This window comes from Intrasporangium sp. (genome assembly GCF_030452765.1).
In the GTDB taxonomy this organism is placed as follows: domain Bacteria; phylum Actinomycetota; class Actinomycetes; order Actinomycetales; family Dermatophilaceae; genus Intrasporangium_A.
This window is the reverse complement of the sequence record NZ_JAKDLO010000014.1, coordinates 26,809-42,320: the sequence shown is the minus strand read 5'-3', so window position 1 is coordinate 42,320 and position 15,512 is coordinate 26,809. Positions and strand designations below refer to the sequence as shown.

Sequence of the window (15,512 nt, the reverse complement as noted above, 5' to 3'; positions counted from 1 at the left end):
TGCTCGAGATCACCTGGACCGACCCGGTCACGGGACGAAAGGGCTTTGTCGTGATCGACACCCTCGTGCGTGGCCTGGCCAGCGGAGGGCTGCGGCTGCGGGAGGGCTGCACCCTCGAGGAGGTGCGCGGGCTGGCCCGAGGGATGACTCGCAAGGAGTCCATCGTCTACGACCCCGCCGACAAGTACGTCCCACTCGGAGGCGGCAAGGGCGGGATCGACGTGGACCCCGCCGACCCGGAGGCCACGAACGTGCTGCGGAGGTTCCTCGCTGCAGTGCTGCCCGTGGTGCGGGCCCAGTGGAACACCGGTGAGGACTTCGGGCTGCGCCAGGAGACGATCGAGCAGGTCGCCGCCGAGCTCGGCCTGCCCTCGACCGTCGAGGCCGTCTTCGCGACGATCCCCGACGCGTCCGGGTCCCGGGCGGCGCTCGCCGCGGCCTTCGGGACGATGGTCGGTGGCATCAGCCTGGGCGACCTCGTCGGGGGCTATGGCGTCGCACAGGCAGGACTTGCCGCGGCCGCACGGCTCGGCAAGACGCCCGGGGAGACGACGGCGGTGGTCCAGGGGTTCGGCTCCATCGGCGGGGCGGCGGCTCGCTACCTCGCCGAGGCGGGCGTTCGGGTCGTGGCCGTGGCGGACCGGGAAGGCCTGATCCGCAACGACGCCGGTCTCGACATCGAGGCGCTGCTGGCCGCTCGGGACGGTCTCGGCGTCATCGACCGCGCTGCCCTGCGCGACTCCGACACGGTCGGCGACCGCGACGAGTGGCTCACCGTGCCGTGCGACCTGCTCGTGCCCGCGGCGATGTCCTATGTCATCGAGGAGGGCGACGTCCCCAGGATCAACGCCGGTGCCGTCATCGAGGGCGCCAACATGCCGACCCTCCCTGCGGCCGAGGCTGCGCTCACCCAGCGCGGGATCCCCGTCGTGCCGGACTTCCTCGCCAATGTCATGACCAACGCCTGGTGGTGGTGGATCGTCTTCCAGGACATCGAGCCCAATGCCGAGTCGTCCTTCGCCAAGATCCGCACCGTCATGCAGCGGCTCGTCGACACCCTCACTGCCGACGCCGAGCAGTCCGGTCGCACCCTTCGCGAGGCGGCCCTCGACCTCGTCGACCGCAACTCGGAGGTCCTTGCCGAGCGGGCTGGCGTCACAGCGTGATCCCCGTGCGGAGGTGATCATCGCGGCGGCAGGTGGTCATGTGCCTGGGTGCTGCCGCACGGTCAGGTCGTGAGGCCGAGCCGCCGCCCGGCGAGCTGGTAGAGGATCTCGATGGTGCCGCCCCCGATGCCGATGATGCGCATGTCGCGGTACTGCCGCTCGACCTCGCTCTCGGTCATGTAGCCCATGCCCCCGAAGAGCTGGACGGCCTCGTGCGCCACCCACTGCCCGGTCTCGGCTGCGGTGTTCTTCGCGAAGCACACCTGTGGGACGAGGGCGGCGACCGGTTCGCCGTCCTCGAAGCGGTCCACGACAGCCCGGGTGTACGTGCGGGCCACGTCGATCCGTCCGGCCATCCGGGCCAGGGTGCCCTGTACGCCCTGCCGGGCAATCAGCGGCTCCCCGAAGGTCTCCCGCTGCCGGCACCACCGGGCGGTGAGGTCGAGGCAGCGCTGCGCCTGTGAGTATGCCTGGGCGGCAAGGCTGATCCGCTCGGAGAGGAACGCCGTGCCGATCAGGGCGAAGCCGGCGTTCTCGGGACCGACGAGGTGGCTCGCCGGGACCCGTACGTCGGTGAACGACAGCTCTGCCGTGTCGGACGAGCGCCACCCCATCTTGTCGAGCTTGCGCGACACCTCGAAGCCGGGCATCCCACGCTCGATCACGATGAGGGAGATCCCCCTCGCGCCGGGCAGCTCCGGGCCGCCGGTGCGCGCTGCCGTCGTCACGAAGTCGGCGCGGCACCCCGAGGTGATGAACGTCTTGGCCCCGTTGACGACGTAGTGAGCGCCATCGCGGCGTGCCGTCGTGCGCAGTCCACCGACGTCGGACCCGGCGCCCGGCTCGGTGATCGCCAGCGACCCGATGGCCTCGCCGGCCAATGCCGGGCGGACCCATCGGTCGATCTGGGCCCGGTCACCGGCTGCGACGATGTGGGGGCAGGCGATGCCGGAGGTGAAGAGCGAGGCGTTGACACCAGCCGCACCGCCGGTCTCATGAAACGCCTCGATGACCGTCACGACCTCGCGCAGGCCGGCGCCACCGCCCCCGGCCTGCTCCGGGAAGCCGACGCCGAGCAGCCCCAGCGCGCCGGCCTTGCGGGACAGGTCGCGAGGCAGTTCGCCGATGCGTTCCCAGTCGTCCTGGTTGGGGAGTACCTCGCGCCGGACGAACTGGGTCGTCGTCGCGCGCAACGCCTGCAGCTCCGTTGTCTCCCAGTGCCGATGGCTCATGACTCGTCACACGTCCTTCCGTCGCGGCGGGTCGCGCCGGCCCCTTGCATGTTGTCGATGCTCACGCTCGGTTCCTTGCCCGAACAGCCTTCTTGGGTTCCCCCGCGAAGACCTGTGCGAACGTGAGCCAGCGCGTAGCCTCGCCCTGCGTGAACAGGTCGGTGTCGGGGGCCTCGCGGCGCTGCGCGACGACCAGACAGAACTCCTCGGCGCTGCCGCGCACCCGGTCCGGAGCATCCTGCGGCCCCCACGTCCACGCCTCACCACCTGGGCCGGTGAGCTCGACCCGGAACGGCCCAGCGGGCGGCTCGAGGCCGTTGATCCGGTACCCGAAGTCGCGAGTGCGCACGCCGAGGTGGCAGATGTCGCGGAGCCGGTCGGTCGGAGCCCGACGGACTCCCAGGGCGTCGGCGACGTCCTGGCCGTGGGCCCACGCCTCCATCAGCCGGGCCGTCGCCATCGAGCGAGGGCTCATCGGAGGCCCGAACCACGGCACCGGCGTGCTCGGGTCGGCCGCGCGGAGCGCCGAAGCCAGCGCCTCACGTCCGGCTCGCCACCGAGCCAGCACAGCGGCATACGGGGGTATGGCGCCGGCCGCCGCCCCCCGGTCCACGTAGCCGATCGGGTCTGCCGCGGTTGCCTGGACGGCGGCTGCGAACGCCTCGGTATCGACCAGCGCGAGGAGTGCCACCTCGTCCGTCCACGCCAGGTGCGCGACCTGGTGCGCGACCGTCCACCCCACTGCGGGTGTGTCACGGCCCCAGTCCTCGGCCGGGAGCCCGGCCACGAGACGATCAAGATCCGCGCACTCGTCGAGGAACGACTGCACGGTCGCAGCCACAGCATCGCTCATGACATGGCAGCGTGGCACAGAAGCAGCAAAACAAGCAAGTCTGCTTGTTTTCTGATGGGTTGGCGTCTGCGGCCCTGCCAAGGGTTACCGTCCTTCCAAGGGGTTCAGGGCGTGGCCACCGACCATTGGGAGACGACATGGACCACGGATACGGCAACTGGGTGACGGTCCAATCCGTCCGCAACGGGGATCGGGCGGCCCTGATCGACGCGACGAGCGGGGCGGTGACGACATACCGGGACCTCGACGCCAGCACCAACCGGCTCGCGGATGCCCTGAGCCGCAAGGGGGTCCGCCGCGGTGACCGGGTCGCGATGCTGACGCTGAACAGCCCGCAGATGATGGAGATCTATCTCGCGGCTGCCAAGCTCGGAGCGATCGGGGTGCCGGTGAACTTCCGGCTCTCGCCACGCGAGGTCGCCTACGTGCTCGGTGACTCCGGTGCCATCGTCCTCTTCTCGTCGAGCAACCTCGCCGCGACGGTCGAGGCAGCCCTGACCGAGAGCCCCTCGGTGCGCCACCACATCGCCATCCCGACCGCGGCCGAGCGGGCCGCCGGCGACGGTGGCGACTACGAGGCCCTCCTTGCCACCGGCTCCCCGGAGCGAGTCGTGCGCGACGTCGCCGAGACGGACGTCTGCGTGATCATGTACACCTCGGGCACGACCGGCCTGCCCAAGGGCGCGATGCTGACCCACCGCAACTTCTTCTACAACGCGATCAACTGCTTCGGGTTCGGCTCGGGGATCGGGCGCGACGACGTCACGGTCTCGGCTGCGCCGCTCTTCCACATCGGTGCGCTCGGGGTGCACACCCTGCCGTTCCTCTACATCGGTGCGTGCACCGTCATCACCGAGACCTTCACCCCCGGCGGCTGGCTCGAGGCGGCCGAGAAGTACCGGATCACCAAGGCGTTCAACGTCCCGGCCATGTGGGCGGCCATCGCGCAGGCACTGCCCGGCAGCGGGCGTGACCTGTCATCGCTCACCTTCGCCGTGGCCGGTGGTGCTCCCTGCCCGATCCCGGTCATCCGGGCGCTGCAGGGCCAGGGTATGGCGTTCACCGAAGGCTTCGGTCTGACGGAGACCTCCCCGATCGCGGCGTGTCTCGCTCCGGAGGACGTGCTCGAGCATGCCGGCTCGATCGGTCGCCCGGTCAACCACAACGAGTTCCGGATCCTCGACGAGGAGGACCACGACGTCCCGGTCGGAGCGGTCGGCGAGCTGTGCATCCAGGGCCCGAACGTGTTCGTCGGCTACTGGGACCGCCCCGGCGAGACCGCGCAGGCGCTGCGCGGTGGCTGGTTCCACACCGGCGACATGGCCCGCGTCGACGACGATGGCTTCTACACCCTCGTCGACCGCAAGAAGGACATGGTCATCACCGGCGGCGAGAACGTCTATCCCATCGAGGTGGAGAAGGTCCTCTACGAGCACCCCGACGTCACCGAGGTCGCCGTCATCGGCGTCCCGGACGAGCAGTGGGGCGAGCACGTGACCGCGGTCGTCGTCGTCAGGTCCGAGTCCACGTTGACGCCCGAAGGGCTGCGGGAGTGGACCCGGGAGCGGGTCGCTCATTTCAAGGCGCCTCGGGAGGTCCACTTCATCGACGAGCTGCCGCGCACCGCCACCGGCAAGATCCTCAAGCGCCGGCTGCGCGAGACCTTCAGTGGGACATCCAGCCAGGTCACGCGCTGAACCACAACACGGTGCACGGTCCCGAGGATCGTGCCCGGCGCGTTGTCGGATCGGGGCCGAACCGTTCGTGGATGGGGTAGGAGGCGCCCACGAGGGGCGTGTCCTGAGCTGAGGAGATGACCGAGATGCAGTACCTGGTTTCCGTGATCGACGACACGGCCGGCTCCGCCACATCGGACGAGGCCGCGGCGATCGACGTGTTCAACGAGCGGCTGCAGTCCGAGGGTCACTGGGTCTTCGCGGGCGGCCTCGGGTCGCCCAGCACGGCCACGGTGATCGACAACCGCGGTGATGGTGAGGCGGTGCTCACCGACGGGCCGTTCGTCGAGTCGAAGGAGCACCTTGCCGGCTTCTGGATCATCGAGGCGGCCGACCTCGACGTGGCGCTGCGGCTCGCTGCCGAGGGGTCGGGGGCGTGCAACCGCAAGGTCGAGGTGCGCCCGTTCCTGTGAGCAGGCAGAGCATCCTCGACGTCAGGGAGGCGATCAACGAGGCCCACCAGGTGGAGTGGGCGCGGCTGGTCGCCGCCCTGGCCAAGCGGTTCGGTGACCTCGACGTCGCCGAGGAAGCGGCGGCCGAGGCGTTCGCGACTGCGGCGGCGCGGTGGCCGGTGGACGGCATACCGCCCAACCCCGGTGCCTGGCTGACGACCACCGCGGGCCGCAAGGCCATCGACCGGATCCGGCGCGAGCACAGACGAGACGACAAGGAGCGGGAGGCCCAGCTCTTGTCCGGCAACAACCCACCGGAGCCCCTCGGCGTCATCGACGACGACCGGCTTCGGCTCGTCTTCACCTGCGCCCACCCGGCGCTCGCGACGGAGGCACGGGTGGCTCTCACGCTGCGCATGGTCGCCGGGCTGACCGTGCCCGAGATCGCTCGGGCGTTCCTGGTGCGGGAGACCGCCATGGCGCAGCGGATCACCCGCGCGAAGGCCAAGATCAAGGCGGCGCGCATCCCATATCGGGTGCCGGCCGCCGAGGATCTGCCCACCCGTGTCTCCGGCGTGCTGGCCGTCCTCTTCCTCGTCTTCAACGAGGGCTACCTGGCCACCGGCCTCGGCACCGGTCCCGTCCGTCCCGACCTGACCGGCGAGGCGATCCGGCTCACTCGCCTGGTCCGTGCCCTCCTGCCGCAGGACGGCGAGGTGGCCGGACTGCTTGCGCTGATGCTGCTCACCGAGGCCCGCCGTGTCGCCCGGGTCTCGGCGACTGGCGAGCTGGTCCCTCTCGGCGAGCAGGACCGGGGGGCCTGGGACCCGGCTCTGGTCAGCGAGGGTCATCGGTTGGTGCGTCAGCGCCTGTCCTCGGGAGTACCTCCGGGCCGCTACCAGATCCTGGCCGCGATCAACGCCGTGCACACCTCCGCCCGCGATGCTGGCGACACCGACTGGTCGCAGGTCGTCGCCCTCTACGACCAGCTGGTCCGCCTGGATCCGTCGCCGGTCGTCGCCCTCAACCGGGCCGTCGCTCTGGCCGAGCTCGACGGCCCGGACGTCGCAATGGCCCTGGTGGACGGTCTCGAGGACCAGCTGGCCGGCTATCACGCTTTCCACGCGGCCCGAGCGGACCTGCTGCGCCGGGTGGGCCGCAGTCAGGAGTCGCGCCGGGCCTACGACAGGGCGATCGAGCTGGCGGGCAACACCGCCGAGGTGGCCTACCTGACCCGTCGCCGCGACCAGATGGTTCTCGATCCGCAGACCCCAGAGGCCGACAACCACGAGTACCGCGGCAGAGGTGATAGCCGCGGCGACCAGAGCGAGCATAGGCCCGGGACGAACAGCACTGCGTCCAGCTCCGCGTCCGGCGCGCCGAGACCACAGGTATGACGCTCGCGCACGTGCGGGGGGCCGGGCCCGATTCCGGGTCCTGGGCTCGGCCCGATCCGATCCAGCCGCATCACGCCTCCGATACGATCGGTCGGTGGTCGCCGTGGAAGCTGACCTGCCCCGTTTGCGCGAGGTGTGCGAGCGCTATGGCGTCGCCTCCTTGGAGGTGTTCGGCTCGGTCGCGCGTGGCGAGAATGGACCCGACAGTGACCTTGACCTGCTCTACGTCCTGAGGCCGGGGGTGCGCCTCGGCTTCACGCTGTTCGACCTCGAAGACGAGCTGTCCGCCCTCTTCGGCCGCCCGGTCGATCTGGTCGCGCGCAACTCGATCAACAGGTACATCCGGGAGCGAGTGCTCTCCGATGCCAAGACTCTCTATGCGGCGTGAGCTTCTCCTGCTGCGTGAGAAGCGTCGACGCAGGCGCGCCGATCCGTGATCTCGTCGGCAGTCGAAGTGCCGAGCGGGTTGAAGCCGACGGCATCCGACGTCCGGCCCTCCTGTGGCACTTCACCGACGTCCTCGGTGAAGCCGCGAGCCAAGTGCCCTCGCAGGTGCAGGAGTCCCATCCTGAGATTGCTTGGCGCGCGGCCGCGCGCCTGCGCAATCGAATCGTCCACGGCTACTGGGACATGATGTCGAGACGCTGGTCACCGCGGGGACCGACGATGTACCGCGTAGGTTCGCGCAGCTTGAGGGAGTCATCGCCTCGCTCCAGGCATTCGACGAGGCTGACGAGTCCGGCTCCCCAGGCTGAGAACTCGATCGGCGTGGACAGCCCCGGTCGTACTTGTCGCCGCTACTGGGAGGAATCGGCACGGGGCACGGGCTGAGGAATGGTCGGCCAGACGCCGGCGACGAGACGGTCAAGAAGTGGACGCCGTGGTGGTCGAAGCCGCTGCGGGTTCTCCGCGATCTCCGCGATCCGCACCGCCATGCGGCGTTGGGGGTGGACCTTCACGCGGCGGTATGACGCTGGCACGGGACGCGCGGCGGCGGGGCGAAGCGGTTGTTCGCGGGCGCTCGGTTGGCTCAACGTAGTTCGATGAGCCGATTGCCCGCCTCGATCAGCGAAACGACATCATCGATCAGCGGCTCGAACCAAGCCAGCAGCGCGGTGCGTCGCGTGTTGCCGACACGCACCCACACGACCGTGGGAGCGTCACCGCCGAGGGCTGCCATGTTGCCGAAATCCTCGTCCTTGGTCACGATGGCCGCTCCATGTTCGAGGGCATAGCGCCACAAGTCCCGATCGGGTGACTCACCCAATCCGATGGCATTGACATGCTCGGCGACGTGGGCTCGGTCGTTCAGTAGCCGCGCAAGTGCTGGCGGCAGTTGGGCGTCGATCAGGAAGCGCACCGCGTCTACGAAGCGATCACGACAGCGTGGTCGGCCTGGGCTGCCGCGTATGCGAGACAAGCCTTGATGTCGTCCGCAGAGAGGTAGGGGTAGTCCTCCAGGATCTCCCCCTCACTGGCGCCGGAAGCGAGCAGGGAGAGGACATCGGCGACACGCATCCGAGTGCCACGGACAGCAGGACGGCCGTGGACCACTTCCGGGTCTATGGTGATGCGCTCCAGCAAGGACATGGCTTCAGATTACCGAAGACGCAGGATGCACATCCTCGAACGCGGCGGTGTTCAGGGCCCCGCTCTCGACCTACGTCATAGTGGGCGGAGAGAAGCTCTCGCAGACGGCGTGCGCGGCCTGTCACGCAAATCGGCCGGATCACGTCGACGTGGCCGGGCAGGCACATCCGGGGTCGGGGGGCTCCAGCGGGAGTGCACCTGTGAGTGGAGGGGTGTTGAGCGGCATACGGGCTGCTATTCGGTCAGGCCGAGACCTTCCGAGAGTTGCTGTGCCCAGGCGCCGACGACGCGGCGGCGCCGCCGTGAGTCGTCGGTGAGGAGATCGGCCAGCGCGAGACCGCGGATCATGTCCAGCGTCGCTTGGATCAGGGTGCGGACGTGCGGATCGGTGTCGTCCACCCCGAGCAGCCTGATCGTCATGGCGTGGACGCCGCTGCCGAACTTGCGCTCCAGGGGGACGATCCGGTCGCGCAGCACCTCGTCGGCGGCTGCCGCCGTCCACACCTGCAGGGCGGCCCCGAACAGCGTTCCGACATAGACCTCGATGATCGTGTGCAGCACGTGGGCGACCCGCTCGGTACCGGTGAGATCGGGAACGGTGACCGTCCTGACGAGCTCTGAGCGCTTCTCGAACATGAAGTCCAGGGCCGCGACGATGAGGTCCTCGCGGGTCGGGAAGTGGTGCTGCAGCGCGCCGCGGCTCGTGCCCGCGTCAGCGGCGATGACCGCGACCGACGAGGCCTCCCACCCGCGGGAGGCGAGCGACTGCACGGTGGCTTCGAGGATCCGTTGCCGAGTGAGGCGGCTGCGGTCCTGTTTCGGCTCCGTCACGGTGCTCATGAGCGCTGTTCGTGGGTAGGTGCGGCCGGAGGCGGACTCAGCTCGTCCAGCGTGGCGGGCGCCGTTCGAGGAAGGCCGCCATCCCCTCGCGGGCCTCTTCGCTCGCGAAGAGCCTTGAGGACTGGTCGGCGAGCCGGTCGCGGTCGGCCGCGAACGCCTCGAGCAGGTGGTGGTTGAGCAGTGCCTTGGACTCCCGCAGGCCCTGCGGGGAGCAGGCGGCGAAGGACGCGACGAACCCGACGACGGAGGCCTCGACCTCGTCCGAGCTGTCGACGGCCCGAGAGACGAGCCCGATCTGAGCCGCGCGGGCTGCGTCGAACTTGTCGCCGGTCAGGAAGAACTCCGCGGCAGCCCGGCTCGTCAAGCGGGGTACCACCGTCAGGGAGATGACCGAGGGGGCCAGCCCGAGCCGGGACTCGGTCAGGGCGAACGTCGACCTGGGGCCGGCGACGACGACGTCGCAGGCCGACACGAGTCCCATGCCGCCGGCGCGGACATGCCCGTCGATGCGTCCGATGACCGGCTTGCCCAGGGCGACGATCGCCTGGAGCAGGTCGATGAGCTGGTCGGCGCGGGCTCGAGCCGGGTCGCCGGCCGGTCCGCTCGACGCCTCGGTGAGGTCGGCCCCGGCGCAGAAGGTGCCTCCCGTGTGGGTGAGGATGACGGTGCGCACGGAGCCGTCGGACTCGGCCGCCGTGAGCGCGTCGCGCAGGTCTCGGACGAGCTGGTCCGACAGGGCGTTTCGGTTGTGCGGCGAGTCGAGGGCGATCCGGGCGACACCCCCTGAGGTCTCGACTGCGACGCGCGGGCCGGTGGGCTTGTCGCTCATGGTGTGGTGTCCTCCATCGTCTCGTCCTGGTCGGTCTCGGTCGGTGCGTCATCGACCACCGCGAGGGTAGTGGCCTGGTCCACCTGCTGGCCGAGGACGACGTGGACGTGGTTCACGACACCGGCGGTCGTCGCCGTGACGGCATGCTCCATCTTCATCGCCTCGAGCCACAGCAGCGGTTGGCCGGGCTCGACGTGGCTGCCCTGGACCACCGCTACCCGCACGATCGTGCCCGGCATCGGGGCCACCAGCGCGCCGGCCTGCACCTGGGTCGACGGGTCGACGAAACGGGGCACGGCATGCAGGGTGATGCTCCCCTCGGCGCCGTCGACCACGACGGACGTCACGTCGCCGGAGGTGAAACGAGCGACTGTGTACTGTCGCCGCACCCCGTCGAGATCGAGGACGACCCGGTCCGGCGCGGCCGCGAGGAGCCCGATGGTGCCGACCCCGTCTGGCAGGCGCTCGAGCTCGAGCCCCCGGCGGATGATGCGGTAGGCGACGGGGAGCTCGTCTGCCCGGATCGTGTAGCTGCGCCGTTGGAAGCCTCCCGGCACGTTGCGGAACCCGCTCGGGATCCCTTGCAGGACGGGCGAGTTCGCGCGTTGGGCGGAAGCATCGGCAAGCGCCGCGACGAGAGCACCCAGGGCGGGGTCGAGTCCGATGCTGCTTGCCAGCTCTGCCGGGTCGTGCTGCGTGTAGAACCGGGTGTCCGCCGTGCCGGACAGGTAGTCCGGGTGCAGCAGGCTCGCGACGAGCAGGTCGCGGTTGGTGGTCAGGCCGTGGATGCGCGCTCGGCGCAGGGCGGACGCGAGCTCACGGGCCGCCTCGTGGCGGGTCGGTGCCCGGGAGATGACCTTGGCGAGCATGGGGTCGTAGCTGACTCCGACGACGGTGCCTTCGCGCACGCCGGCGTCCAGGCGGATGCCGTGGTGCTCGGGGATCGCGAACTGCGTCGTGACGCCGGGGACATCGAGCACGTGCACGGTGCCGCTCTGGGGCTGCCAGTCGCGGGCGGGGTCCTCGGCGTAGAGGCGCGCCTCGATCGAGTGACCGGTCATCGTCGGCTCGTCGCCCTGCAGGGCCAGCCCGGCGGCCACGTCGAGCTGGAGGCCGACGAGGTCGAGCCCGGTGACGCTCTCGGTGACGGGGTGCTCGACCTGCAGCCTCGTGTTCATCTCGAGGAACCAGAAGCGGCCGGTGTCGTCCGCGAGGAACTCGACCGTGCCGGCGCTGCGGTAGTCGACGGCCGTCGCTGCATTGCGTGCCGCGGCGAGGAGGCGCTCGCGCATGTCTGCGCCGACGTGCTCGACCAGCGGTGAGGGCGCCTCCTCGATGACCTTCTGGTGACGCCGCTGGAGCGAGCACTCGCGTTCGCCGAGGGCCCATACGGTGCCGTGGGCGTCGGCCATGACCTGTACTTCGACATGGTGCCCCGACTCGAGGTAGCGCTCGCAGAAGACCGTCGGGTCACCGAAGGCGCTCGCCGCCTCACGAGCGGCGCTCGCGACCGCATCGAGCACTTCGGCCGGCGTCCGGACGATGCGCATCCCGCGCCCACCGCCGCCGGCCGATGCCTTGACGAGGACGGGCAGGTCAGCCTCGGTGATGTCGTCCGGATCGAGGCGGTCGAGCACCGGGACGCCGGCATCGGCCATGAGCTGCTTCGACTCGACCTTCGAGCCCATGAGCCGGATCGCCTTGGGGTCAGGTCCGATCCACGTGAGCCCCGCCTCCTGCACGGCAGCCGCGAAGTCGGCGTTCTCGGAGAGGAAGCCGTAGCCCGGGTGGATCGCATCGGCGCCGGCACGCAAGGCGGCCGCGATGACAAGGTCGCCGCGCAGGTAGGTCTCGGCAGGAGCCGTGCCTGGCAGCTGGACGCTCGCATCGGCCTCGGTGACATGGGGGCTGTCGGCGTCGGCGTCGGAGTAGACGGCGACGGTAGCGATCCCGCGGCGGCGGCAGGTGGCGAAGACGCGCCGAGCGATCTCGCCGCGGTTGGCGACCAGGACACTCGTGATCGGTCGGCCGGCGACCGAGCCCGCGCTCGTGGTGGCGTTCGTGGTCGTCATCAGTGCCTCACATCCGGAAGACGCCGAACGAGGTCGTGCCCTCGATCGGCGCGTTGTGGATCGCAGACAGGGCGATACCGAGGACGGACCGCGTGTCGCGTGGGTCGATGATGCCGTCGTCGTAGACGAGACCGGACAGCACGAGCGGCAGGGCCTCGGCGGTGATCTGCTGTTCGATGGCGGCCCGGACGGCGAGCGCGCCTTCCTCGTCGAACGGCTTGCCTTGGGCGAGGGCCGAGACGCGCGAGACGTTGAAGGTGACGTCGGCGAGCTGTTGTGCTCCCATCACCGAGCTGCGGGCGCTCGGCCAGGTGAAGACGAACCTCGGCTCGTAGGCACGCCCGCACATGCCGTAGTGCCCGGCGCCGTACGAGTTGCCGAGCAGGACCGAGATGTGCGGGACGGTCGAGTTGGACACGGCGTTGATCATCATCGCGCCGTGCTTGATGATGCCGCCCTGCTCGTACTCCTTGCCGACCATGTATCCGGTCGTGTTGTGCAGGAACAGCAGCGGTGTGTCGCTCTGGTTGGCCAGTTGGATGAACTGCGCTGCCTTCTGGGCCTCCTCGCTGAAGAGGACGCCGCGAGCGTTGGCGAGGATGCCGAGCGGATAGCCGAGCAGCTGCGCCCACCCGGTGACCAGCGAGCTGCCGTAGAGCGGCTTGAACTCGTCGAAGTCCGAGTCGTCGACGATCCGGGCGATGACCTCACGCGGGTCGAACGGGTTCTTCAGGTCGGGGGGCACGATGCCGAGCAGGTCGTCGACGGCGTACCTCGGCGGCCTCGGGGCGGCCGTCACGGGATCGAGCGCCTTGCGTCGGTTCAGCCGAGCGACGACGCGCCGCCCGATCCGGATCGCGTCCTGCTCGTCGAGGGCGTAGTAGTCGGCGAGTCCCGAGACCCGCGCGTGCATCGCCGCCCCACCGAGCGACTCGTCGTCGGACTCCTCGCCGGTCGCCGCCTTGACGAGTGGGGGCCCACCGAGGAACACCTTCGAGCGCTCCTCGATCATGACGACGTGGTCGCTCATCCCCGGTAGGTAGGCCCCGCCCGCGGTCGAGTTGCCGAAGACGAGCGCGATCGTCGGGATGCCGGCCGCGGACAGCCGCGTGAGGTTGCGGAAGATCGCGCCGCCCGGGATGAAGATCTCCTTCTGCGTGGGCAGGTCGGCGCCGCCCGACTCGACGAGGCTGATGACCGGCAGCCGGTTCTGCCGGGCGATGTCGTGCATCCGCAGCGTCTTCTTGACCGACGACGGGTTGCTCGCACCGCCCTTGACCGTCGGGTCGTTCGCGATGACCATGCACTCGACGTCCTCGATCACCCCGATCCCCGCGACGACGCTGCCACCCACCGTGAACCGACTACCGTACCCGGCGAACGGCGCGAGTTCGAGGAACGGCGCGTCCCGGTCGAGGAGCAGCTCGACCCGTTCGCGGGCGGTGAGCTTGCCGCGGCTGCGGTGTCGCGCGACCGCTCGTTCGCCGCCGCCGGCGATGGCCAGGGCGAGCTGCGCGTCGATCTCGGCCAGCTGGGCCGTCATCGCCTCGGCGTTGGCTCGGGAGTCCTCGCTCGTCGGGTCGATGGTGCTGCGCAGGATCGTCATGCGTGCTCGACCTCCTCGGTCGTGGGCAGCAGTCGGGTCGGCAGGTCGACGTGGCGCGCCCTCAGCCACTCGCCGAGTGCCTTGGCCTGCGGGTCGAAGCGAGCGGCATACGCGACCCCTTCGCCGAGCAGGCCTTCGATGACGAAGTTGAGCGCGCGAAGCCGCGGGAGCCGGGTGCGCGTGACCGTCAGGTCGCGCGTCTCCGGAAGGAGCGCGTGGAGCCGCTCGACCGTGAGGAAGCCATCCAGCCAAGCGAACTCGTCGTCCGAGCGCACCCACACGCCGACGTTCGCGTTGCCGCCCTTGTCCCCGGACCGGGCGCCGACGATCGTCCCGAGAGGGGCAGTGACAACCGGTTCGTATGCCGCTGAGCCCGCTTCGCCCGGCGCGCGAGCTTCCGGCGCGGCTGGGTCGTCGGCGAGGGGCTCGAGCTGCCTTGTCGTCGAAGGCGGCTCGATGATTCGGCGCTCACCGCTGGGCAGGGTCACGGTGTGCACGGGCACATCCTGAGGCACGTAGGCGGGCCGGTAGACGCCGTATGCGGAGCCGCCACCCGGTGGGCTGGTCAGGAAGCACCCGGGGTAGGTCGCCAGGACGATCTCGACAGCAGCGCCTGAGAAGGCGCGCCCGACGTTGCGCTCGTCCGGGTCTCGAGCCACGACGGTGAGCGTCGCTGCGGCGCGAGCCTGGGTGTCGGGGTCGTCGTGGTCGGTGCGGGCGAGGGTCCAGGTCAGCTCGGTGGGGCGGACCGGCAGTGCCGTCTCGACCTGTCGCCGGGCGAGGTCGGCCTTGGCGTCGATGTCGAGCCCGGTCAGCACGAACGTCATCTCGTTCCGGTAGCCGCCGATGCTCGTGCACGAGACCTTGACGTCCGGGGGCGGTACCTCGCCGTGGACGCCGGTGACGAGGACGCGGTCCGGGCCCTCCTGCGCGAGCGTGATCGAGTCGAGTCGGAGCACGGCGTCGGGCCCCGCGTAGCGGGCGTCCTGCACCTCGTAGAGCAGCTGGGACAGGACCGTGTCGAGGGTCACCGCGCCACCCGTGCCGGGGTGCTTCGTGACGACGCACGAGCCGTCACGGTGGATCTCCGCGACCGGGAACCCGGGCCTGGTCAGGTCGGGGATCTCGCGGAAGAAGGCGAGGTTGCCACCGGTCGCCTGGGTGCCGCACTCGATGACGTGACCTGCCGCCATGGCCCCCGCTATGGCGTCGAACTCCGTTCGGCCCCAGCCGAAGTGGGCGATCGCCGGGCCGACCACCACCGACGCGTCGGTGACCCGTCCGGTGACGACGACCTCGGCACCGGCCCGGCAGGCGGCGGCGATGCCGAACCCGCCGAGATAGGCGTTCGCGGCAAGAGGCGTGCCCAGGCCGAGCTCGGCCGCCCGGTCGGTCAGGTCGTCACCGTCGACGACGGCGACCGAGACGTCGAGCCCCAGACGGGCGGCGAGGTCATGGACAGCGGCGGCGCAGCCGTGTGGGGCCAGGCCGCCGGCGTTGACGACGATGCGCACGCCCTTGTCCTTGGCGAGCCCGAGGCAGTCCTCGAGCTGGCGCAGGAAGGTTCGGGCATAGCCGAGCCCGGGATCCCTGGCCCGGTCGCGGCCGAGGATGAGCATGGTCAGCTCGGCGAGGTAGTCGCCGGTGAGGACGTCGAGCGGGCCGCCCTCGAGCATCTCGCGCATCGCCGAGAGCCGGTCGCCGTAGAAGCCCGAGCAGTTTCCGATGCGCAGGACCTCGGCCGAGTCCGGCGATGCGCTCGTGTCGCTCATGACACCGCAGCGTGGCACACCGAACCC

General features: G+C 70.2%; 15 protein-coding genes. 6 read left to right on the top strand and 9 right to left on the bottom strand.

The features are described from left to right. On the top strand, positions 1–1,166 hold a 1,166-nt coding region (locus tag L0H79_RS03375), incomplete at its 5' end, for a Glu/Leu/Phe/Val dehydrogenase dimerization domain-containing protein (protein ID WP_301483135.1). Between the two features lie 62 nt (positions 1,167–1,228). Here L0H79_RS03375 and L0H79_RS03370 read toward each other — a convergent pair. Both L0H79_RS03370 and L0H79_RS03365 read right to left on the bottom strand, forming a co-directional pair. Further along, positions 1,229–2,398 (bottom strand): acyl-CoA dehydrogenase family protein, encoded by a 1,170-nt coding sequence (locus L0H79_RS03370; RefSeq protein ID WP_301483134.1) that lies wholly within the window; start codon positions 2,396–2,398, stop codon positions 1,229–1,231. Between the two features lie 61 nt (positions 2,399–2,459). Beyond that, positions 2,460–3,251: a TIGR03084 family metal-binding protein gene (locus tag L0H79_RS03365; protein WP_301483133.1), complete on the bottom strand. Its 792-nt coding sequence runs from the start codon at positions 3,249–3,251 to the stop codon at positions 2,460–2,462. A gap of 137 nt (positions 3,252–3,388) precedes the next feature. On the opposite strand from L0H79_RS03365, the gene L0H79_RS03360 reads away from it, so the two are divergent. From L0H79_RS03360 to L0H79_RS22140, 5 genes are all read left to right on the top strand, one after another. Next, positions 3,389–4,948 carry a long-chain fatty acid--CoA ligase gene (locus L0H79_RS03360; protein WP_301483132.1) on the top strand — a complete coding sequence of 520 codons (1,560 nt, stop codon included), beginning with the start codon at positions 3,389–3,391 and terminating at the stop codon, positions 4,946–4,948. A 125-nt stretch (positions 4,949–5,073) separates the two neighbouring features. Further along, the gene (locus L0H79_RS03355) at positions 5,074–5,400 is read left to right on the top strand and encodes a YciI family protein (RefSeq protein ID WP_301483136.1); all 327 of its coding nucleotides are present in this window, start codon (positions 5,074–5,076) and stop codon (positions 5,398–5,400) included. Beyond that, positions 5,397–6,776: an RNA polymerase sigma factor gene (locus L0H79_RS03350; protein WP_301483131.1), complete on the top strand. Its 1,380-nt coding sequence runs from the start codon at positions 5,397–5,399 to the stop codon at positions 6,774–6,776. Before L0H79_RS03355 ends, L0H79_RS03350 begins: the two co-directional genes overlap by 4 nt. 94 nt (positions 6,777–6,870) lie before the next feature. Continuing rightward, positions 6,871–7,164 (top strand): nucleotidyltransferase family protein, encoded by a 294-nt coding sequence (locus L0H79_RS03345; RefSeq protein WP_301483130.1) that lies wholly within the window; start codon positions 6,871–6,873, stop codon positions 7,162–7,164. Further along, positions 7,161–7,607 carry a DUF86 domain-containing protein gene (locus L0H79_RS22140; protein WP_367652426.1) on the top strand — a complete coding sequence of 149 codons (447 nt, stop codon included), beginning with the start codon at positions 7,161–7,163 and terminating at the stop codon, positions 7,605–7,607. Before L0H79_RS03345 ends, L0H79_RS22140 begins: the two co-directional genes overlap by 4 nt. A 199-nt stretch (positions 7,608–7,806) precedes the next feature. Here the strand turns inward: L0H79_RS22140 and L0H79_RS03340 are convergent, their stop codons facing one another. From L0H79_RS03340 to L0H79_RS03310, 7 genes are all read right to left on the bottom strand, one after another. Next, positions 7,807–8,136, bottom strand: coding sequence for a DUF5615 family PIN-like protein (locus tag L0H79_RS03340; RefSeq protein WP_301483129.1), 330 nt, complete (start codon positions 8,134–8,136; stop codon positions 7,807–7,809). Between the two features lie 5 nt (positions 8,137–8,141). Beyond that, positions 8,142–8,366, bottom strand: coding sequence for a DUF433 domain-containing protein (locus L0H79_RS03335; protein ID WP_301483128.1), 225 nt, complete (start codon positions 8,364–8,366; stop codon positions 8,142–8,144). Between the two features lie 234 nt (positions 8,367–8,600). Further along, positions 8,601–9,206, bottom strand: coding sequence for a TetR/AcrR family transcriptional regulator (locus L0H79_RS03330; RefSeq protein ID WP_301483127.1), 606 nt, complete (start codon positions 9,204–9,206; stop codon positions 8,601–8,603). A 37-nt stretch (positions 9,207–9,243) separates the two neighbouring features. Next, complete coding sequence (locus tag L0H79_RS03325; protein ID WP_301483126.1) at positions 9,244–10,035, bottom strand: enoyl-CoA hydratase family protein; 792 nt, start codon at positions 10,033–10,035, stop codon at positions 9,244–9,246. Beyond that, a complete protein-coding gene (locus L0H79_RS03320; protein WP_301483125.1) occupies positions 10,032–12,107 on the bottom strand; it encodes a biotin carboxylase N-terminal domain-containing protein in 2,076 nt (691 codons plus the stop codon). Before L0H79_RS03320 ends, L0H79_RS03325 begins: the two co-directional genes overlap by 4 nt. Before the next feature lie 7 nt (positions 12,108–12,114). Further along, positions 12,115–13,713, bottom strand: a complete 1,599-nt coding sequence (locus L0H79_RS03315) for an acyl-CoA carboxylase subunit beta (RefSeq protein WP_301483124.1) — start codon at positions 13,711–13,713, stop codon at positions 12,115–12,117. Further along, positions 13,710–15,485, bottom strand: a complete 1,776-nt coding sequence (locus L0H79_RS03310) for an acyclic terpene utilization AtuA family protein (RefSeq protein WP_301483123.1) — start codon at positions 15,483–15,485, stop codon at positions 13,710–13,712. The genes L0H79_RS03315 and L0H79_RS03310 overlap by 4 nt, the downstream gene beginning before the upstream one ends. Positions 15,486–15,512 lie beyond the last annotated feature (27 nt).